The organism is Bernardetia sp. (assembly GCF_020630935.1).
GTDB lineage: Bacteria > Bacteroidota > Bacteroidia > Cytophagales > Bernardetiaceae > Bernardetia.
The window spans coordinates 1-6,833 of sequence record NZ_JAHDIG010000118.1; the positions used below are offsets into that span (position 1 = coordinate 1).

General features: G+C 33.7%; 10 protein-coding genes. All 10 read right to left on the bottom strand.

Features of this window, described 5'->3' with window-relative positions; all coding sequences use genetic code 11:
* Positions 1–72: 72 nt before the first annotated feature.
* The gene (locus QZ659_RS19715) at positions 73–588 is read right to left on the bottom strand and encodes a hypothetical protein (RefSeq protein ID WP_291728690.1); all 516 of its coding nucleotides are present in this window, start codon (positions 586–588) and stop codon (positions 73–75) included.
* Positions 585–764, bottom strand: coding sequence for a hypothetical protein (locus QZ659_RS19720; protein WP_291728692.1), 180 nt, complete (start codon positions 762–764; stop codon positions 585–587). The genes QZ659_RS19715 and QZ659_RS19720 overlap by 4 nt, the downstream gene beginning before the upstream one ends.
* A gap of 19 nt (positions 765–783) precedes the next feature.
* Positions 784–1,248 carry a hypothetical protein gene (locus QZ659_RS19725; RefSeq protein WP_291728693.1) on the bottom strand — a complete coding sequence of 155 codons (465 nt, stop codon included), beginning with the start codon at positions 1,246–1,248 and terminating at the stop codon, positions 784–786.
* Positions 1,249–1,454: 206 nt separating this feature from the next.
* Entirely contained in the window at positions 1,455–1,916 is a 462-nt protein-coding gene (locus tag QZ659_RS19730; protein ID WP_291728694.1) for a hypothetical protein, read from the bottom strand.
* A gap of 91 nt (positions 1,917–2,007) precedes the next feature.
* Positions 2,008–2,391 carry a DUF1064 domain-containing protein gene (locus QZ659_RS19735; RefSeq protein ID WP_291728695.1) on the bottom strand — a complete coding sequence of 128 codons (384 nt, stop codon included), beginning with the start codon at positions 2,389–2,391 and terminating at the stop codon, positions 2,008–2,010.
* A complete protein-coding gene (locus QZ659_RS19740; protein WP_291728696.1) occupies positions 2,388–2,687 on the bottom strand; it encodes a recombination protein NinG in 300 nt (99 codons plus the stop codon). Before QZ659_RS19740 ends, QZ659_RS19735 begins: the two co-directional genes overlap by 4 nt.
* Before the next feature lie 22 nt (positions 2,688–2,709).
* Complete coding sequence (locus QZ659_RS19745) at positions 2,710–4,488, bottom strand: toprim domain-containing protein (RefSeq protein WP_291728697.1); 1,779 nt, start codon at positions 4,486–4,488, stop codon at positions 2,710–2,712.
* Complete coding sequence (locus QZ659_RS19750; protein WP_291728698.1) at positions 4,455–4,844, bottom strand: hypothetical protein; 390 nt, start codon at positions 4,842–4,844, stop codon at positions 4,455–4,457. The genes QZ659_RS19745 and QZ659_RS19750 overlap by 34 nt, the downstream gene beginning before the upstream one ends.
* A gap of 2 nt (positions 4,845–4,846) precedes the next feature.
* Positions 4,847–6,358, bottom strand: coding sequence for a DEAD/DEAH box helicase (locus QZ659_RS19755; RefSeq protein ID WP_291728699.1), 1,512 nt, complete (start codon positions 6,356–6,358; stop codon positions 4,847–4,849).
* Positions 6,355–6,833 (bottom strand): hypothetical protein (locus QZ659_RS19760; RefSeq protein WP_291728700.1); only part of this gene is annotated, 479 nt, incomplete at its 5' end. The genes QZ659_RS19760 and QZ659_RS19755, both read right to left, overlap by 4 nt.

Here is a 6,833-nt window from a genome sequence, read left to right on the forward strand (position 1 = left end):
TTGATTGTAGTGCTGTTCTAGGTATGGTTAAATATTGAGCATAAGATAACCCAAACCAAGTGTGTATGTCTTTCATGAAAATATATTTACTAGGTTATTTAAATCGTTTAAATTAGCGTCTCTTTGTAGTTTTCTTTCTGCTACTTTTCTTTGTTCAATTCTTGCTTCAATTAGTTTTTTCAATGCCTTTAATACATTGAGTTCTGCTTCTCCTTTTTCAAAATCTTCTCTTCTTTTACCTACTACAAATCCAATACTTTGAGCTGATTGTAGATCATTACTCATGTCTTTAATACACTGATTGAGGAAGTCCATATCTATTTTGTCTTTGAATAGATCAACTGGTTGGAGTATCATTTTTACAATCATGGCTAGTTGTTCTACTTTTTCTTTTTTATAATTCATATTCAACCAATCCAAAGCTCCTTGCTCTGTTTTAAGAGCCTCAGTAAAAAGTTCTCCACTAGTATCATCAAAAGCGATGTAATGTTCACCTTCTTTGAAGTATCCTAATGATGTAGCTTCTCTTGGAGTTTTATCAATATTTCTATCGAAGTATTCTTCAGCTTCTTTTCCTTTTAGTATCATAAGAATAATTGTGTTTGTTCTCCTTGTTCTTTGGAGAGAAGTTCTTCTAATAAATCTATAGTTGCTTTTAGGCGTTGCATTTGTGTAAGAGCATCTTTGCGATGCATCTTAGTAGGAATCCATTTAGGATATACTTTTTTTCTTAGTGCAAATTCTCGTTTGAGTTCTGAGAGCATATCTGTTTTAGATACTCCTTTAGTCTTGGGGTTGAGTATTTGATGTATTTGTGTGTGTTGCATGATGATTGTGATTTAATGATAAAAATTTACTGACTTTGATTTTTTCGTATTTCTCCCTATAAGGAATATGTGCCCATAACATTGAGTCATCTAGTTTTTCTATTTGAAAAGCATTGCCTTGAGATGTCTCAACAAAATATTCATCTCCGAATAGTTGTGCCTTTGCTACCCATTCAATTGTTCCATGATATTTTTTTATTGAAGCAATAATGACTTCTTCTTTACCTTCGGAACTTCCCAAGTTTTCCTTTTCTACTTTGTGTTTAAATTTGAGTAGAATAAAGGGTTCTCTTTTAGGTGGATTTTCCACATAGTTATGAGGAAAAAATACTCCCATATTCCCCACTACATAAGTAGCTTTGTTTTCTATAAATTTCCTCAATAAGAAATTGGATATTTTTTGTTTTATGTATTGTATCATGTCTTGATTTCGTTTAAATATTTACTCACTGTTTTTCTTGATACTCCTGACCCTTGCTACTTGTGAAATAGATGGTTCTTCCCCATTTTCTTTTTTAAGTGCGAAGTACACATCTGTAACTTGTTTACTTTTATTATTCCCATTGCTCCCTTTTTTAGTGGGTAGTTTTCTCCTCTTTGTGATGGGAGTTTTCACAAGAGGAGGTGTTACTTTCCCACACCATTCTCTTTTATCTTGGGTACTACCTGAGTAATTTGCACGGTGTTTTCCTCAGGTGCTACCCAATCAGTATCTTTTTCCTCATCTTGTTCTCCTATTCTGCTACCTGCTAAACTAAGTGCTAACCTTAACTCTAATGCAAAGCCTACCCATATGGTAAAATTGAGAAGTAGCAATATGCTATCTGAGAAGTTGGTAAATACTTCCCATGATGCAATATGAGCAGATGAGTAACTTTCAAATATGGTAACAGCTAGTGAGAACAATAAACCAAATGTTCCACGTGCGTATTTTCCTTTTGAGAAATCATCTATTCCTATGAGTCCAAATCCTAGTCTTGCTCCTTGGATAATTACTGCAAACCCAACCCCTACTACATACGCATATGCGAGTTGAGGAAAAAGAGGTGTCATTGCTGTTACATTGTAGAATACCTCAATAATGAGCATGAGAACAAATGATGCAATCATTACAAAGAGTAATATTCCTGGTGCGGCTTTTATCATGCCTGTTAATTGTGTAATTTTCATCTTGCTATTTTTATTTGATTAAAACTAATGTTGCTTCAGGTTCGTGTTTTTCCATATATGCTTGAGTCATTTTCCATTTTACTTTCCATAGAGCAGTTTCTTTTCCTTTGACTTCGTGATACTCAATTGAACCATCAGAAAGGATGACTTTAAAATCAATTCTATAAGTACATGACTTTGCTCCGTAGGCTTCTAACTCAATAGGGTATTGTCTTTCCCAACTTTGTATCTCTCCAGCTTTGATTCTTAAATCTAATTTTGCTGCATAGAATGCTTCTTTTCTAGAATCATAGAGTACTCCTTCATACATCGTTTTTTTTGCGTTGTATTTGTTCTTAGAGCTTTTGTTTTTGATGAACTCTCTATATTCCTCTGCTGTCATTTGTTCTTTCATCTGTACTTTTTTATTAGTTCTTGTAATTCGTATTCATCATACTTTTTTATTTGCTTAGATAGCCTTACTAATTCATCAGCTGTACCTTCTCCCCATTTTTCATCTATCCGATATTTATAAGCATCAAAATCTCCATGTTCATTAGAATTACATGCTCCACATTGAGCATTACAATTCCTTTCATCAAAGCGAGTGGACATGGCTGTTCTTCCTATAAAGTGTCCGCATTGTAATCCATAAGTAGAACCACAAGTAATACACTCAGTATCTCGCTGTCTGATATATCTTGATAGCACTATATCAAGTTTGTGAACTAGTTTAGAAAGGGAGGTCTTCGTCATCGCTTATTGATTTTCCTTCGTCTTCCATTGGATTGTAGGTATGAGAATTATGATCTTCGTAATACCTACTTTTATACTTATCAAAAAAGAAGTCTACTGCACCTTCTTTTCCTACTACTTTTTTCTTTCGTATTTTTTGAACATGAATTTCTACAGTACGATCGTTGGGTAATCCTACTTTATTTGGTCGATGAACAGTAAGAATATTATCCATCATATTGAGCCACATAGATCCTCCTGAAATATCATAAGGACCAGGTACTTTATATTCTCCCTCTTTGTTTTTCATTATTTTAGTACCTACTGGGTGTGCTACATAAATTGCTGCATCAAATTGTTTAGCAAAATATCCTTCAGCTGTTAGCTCGTTAGCTAAATATTGATCTTCTCTATACTGAAAATTATGAGCGATTTTATTCCAAGGATCCTTTACATAAGCATTGATGCCATGCTTGAGTTTTAAAAATCGAATCCTCTCATTAATCCATTTGTTATCAGGTAACGACATACTTGTTTTAGGATTGGCATCTGAATAAATCAAAAAGAAATGATCAGATATAAAATCCATTGCTGATATAAAATCTTCTTTAGAAACTCTGTCTTTAGCTTCTTTGTCTGAAGACTGTCCTGTATAGATGTGTACTAAATCTTCAAAGAAATAATCTGCTGGAAAATCTTCAGGAACAAAACATGCCCATTTCCAAGAATCGAAATAAGATTTATTAACCATCAGCTGTCTTAAAAATTGAGACTTACCCATGCCTGGTATTCCTGTAAAAAGAGTAACATCTCCTTTTAGAAAAGTAAAATGTGTATCTAGCTTTTTGAAATGTGTTGATTTTCCTTTTTCTCTACCATTATCGTAGAGATTCAACATTGTTTCTTTAGTATCTATATCAAGGCGATATATTCCTCCTACATCAACAGGCTTAGCATTTTTAAGCTGTAATTTTAGAGTTTGTATCCTAGCACTTTTATCAAATTCTTTTTGTTGTAATACTTCGTTAGAATCTTTTATTCCTTTGGGTAGATCAATTACTGAACAGCGGTATTCTCCCAATCGTCTTGCTAGTTCTGTTTGGAGATATACTCCAGGAGCATCTTTATCGGTACAAATAAAAAATTCGTCTATTTCATCAAGCTCTATAGCACAAGTTTTAATACAATCTAATTTTCCTCCTAAATTAGAACCTACTACTCCTGCTCCTTGGTCCACACTAATAATTCCATATTCTTTAGATACTCCTGCTTCTATCCAACTGAGTACATCAATTTCTCCTTCTACAATAATGCACTTCTTTTTTCCTTCAAGCGAGTTATAATTGTATACTATTTTTTCTGCTCCTGCGACTTGTTTGAATGTTTTGTTTCCTTGAATCTCATATCTTGTCTTTACATTGATGAGCTCCGTTCCTCTGAAATAATTGAATTCTATATTTCCTTTTTCATCAACACTAACATTGGCTGATTTAAGTGTTTTTTGAGATATACCTCTATCCTCAAACCATTTTACAGTTCTTGAAGGAAGAGTAGTATTGTTTTTCCACTCAGGACGAGTATATTCTTTTTTCTTAGATGCAAACCCTCTCCATCCACAAGTAGCTCTATGACATTGGTAATAACCACTTTCATAGTAAAGTCGTAATGACTTTTCATTTTTAGAACCTCCATTACACTTAGGGCAAATTGCTTTCTTTTTCCCTTGTGTAACATTAGGAGCATCTATACCAAGCTTGACAAACTCGTTGTAATACATTTTTTAAATTTGAATTTTACATTTTCTCTACCATGAATTTGGTAAAGGACTTCAAGCATTTCTTCCATCGTTGATGGATCATCTAATAATTTTCCCTCCGTATCGGTATAGTATGTTTTAGTTTCTTCTCCTGTTTTTACATCAAAATGGTAGTAAGGATAAGTATTCATGTCCTTCATCATTTCTTCTTTGCTAACAGGCTCCCCTTGAACAATTTTGATATAATCTGCCTTTGATGGAAACATGTTGTATTCATAGCTTTTTCCCTCACCAAAAGGATTCTTGACATAATACCTGCCTGAGTTTCCTGTAAGGTGTGTTCCGTTAGATTGTCCCCATATGGCTATTTCCTCCATCGTCATGATTGCTCATTGATTTCTTTTAAAATTCTTTCTGTATCTGCTTGTTTTTCTGCCATGCTTAAAATAAAATTGACTTCCTTAAATGCATTAGGATTGTCTTTATCTACATCTACTAGTCCTGAATCTATTGCAGCATGAACTGACCAACCTTTTTTGTATTTTTTGAGCTTTTCATAAAGTCTCAACTCTGATAAAGGAATCTTTCCTTGTTTTACTTTTGAGTAAGGAGCTTTGTATAATTTTTCTACAACAATGGCATCTCTTTCCAACAAAACAAATTCTGCACTTTCTCCTAGATTCAATTTCTTTTTTCTTTCTCTTGACATTTCAAATCCACAACTCGTACAAGCAGAATAAATCTTTTCCTCATCAGTATGAGTATGCTTCATGATGCCTTGATTGCATTGTTTGCATTTTCTAGGTTTGCTTTCTCTTTCTTGTTTCTTTTCATTAAGTTTGAAAGGACGTTGATCATAATCTTCTACAAATCCAAAGCGAATGGTATTATCTCCATGATCTAGAACAATACATTCTGTTTTTCCTTCAGCAAGACGAAGTCCTCTACCTACCATTTGGACATATAATCCCTCACTCTTTGTGGCTCGATTAAGAATCACTCCATCAGTATCAGGAACATCAAATCCCTCAGTAAAAAGAGCTACATTGTTGAGTACTCTTATTTCGTCATTTCTAAATTGATTAATGATTTGGCTTCTTATCGCTTTGCTTGTTGTTCCATCCAAATGAGCAGAAGGAATTCCATTTTCTAAGAATTTATTATTTACCAATTTGGAATGTTCTACATTCACATTGAAAACTATCATCTTTTTGCCTTTGGCAAATTTTAAATAATTTTCTACCACTCCATCCACTACGCCATTATCAGAAAATCTATTTGCCATTTCTCCGATATCATAATCTCCTGCTTTGGTTTTTACTCCCTCCATATTCACGGATTGTTTAGGAACAAAAACTTTAGTTGGAACTAAGTATCCCATTTCCATCAATTCTCTAATTTTTACAGGATGGACAATGTTTTGATAAATTTCTCCTAGTGGTTTTCCATCTGCTCTGAAGGGAGTAGCTGTTAAACCAATAATTTTTGCTTTAGGATACCAACTAATAATTTTTTCATAACTTTTTGCTTTGGAGCGATGACACTCATCAATAATCACTACATCAGCTTCTGGGCGTTCTCTTCTTACCAAAGTTTGTACACTAGCCACTTGAACTAGTCTGTGAGGCTTAGGTTTTATTTTTGACATGATAATGCCTGAAGGAATATCAAATTGCATGATGAGACATTGTGCAAATTGTTCTACCAATTCTTTGGAATGAACAAAAAACAATACTCGTTTTTTATTGCGAATACATATTTGAACAAATCTTGAAAAGACAGTTGATTTACCTGCTCCTGTTGGCATTACTGCACATACTCGATCAAATTGTGCAAGAGCTTCTTTGGTTTGCACAATAGCTTGTTTTTGATATTCTCTTAATTCAATCATGCTACAGCTTCTTTTGACCATTCACGAATAGATTCGAAGTTTTTACCAAACACGAACCAAATATTTTTTCTTTGTTCTGGTCCTAGATTAGATTTTGACCAGTATAAAATTTGTAGGAGTTCTTCTTTGTCTATCCCACTAGCAATTTTTTCAGAAACAAGCTGTGTCTCTTTTTCTGTAAGTTCTTTCTTCCATGCTTGTTGAACTATTTTTCGGATGTTAGATGTGGCGTTTTTAGGCTTTTCAATTTCTGCCCATTTAGGTAAAGAGTTTTTTACCCAAATTCTTTGTTTTGGAGTATGTGTAAAATCTCTTTCTTGTCCTACCCACCATTCAGCAAATTTTTCTGCTAGCTCCTCAGCTGTTCCGTTGGGTAGTAAGTTGACTATTTCTGTTCTATGTTTAACCAGTATGTATTTTTTTAATTCATCCCTGGTATTTTTTAAATTTGAAAAAGAATTTTCTGTAGTAGGTA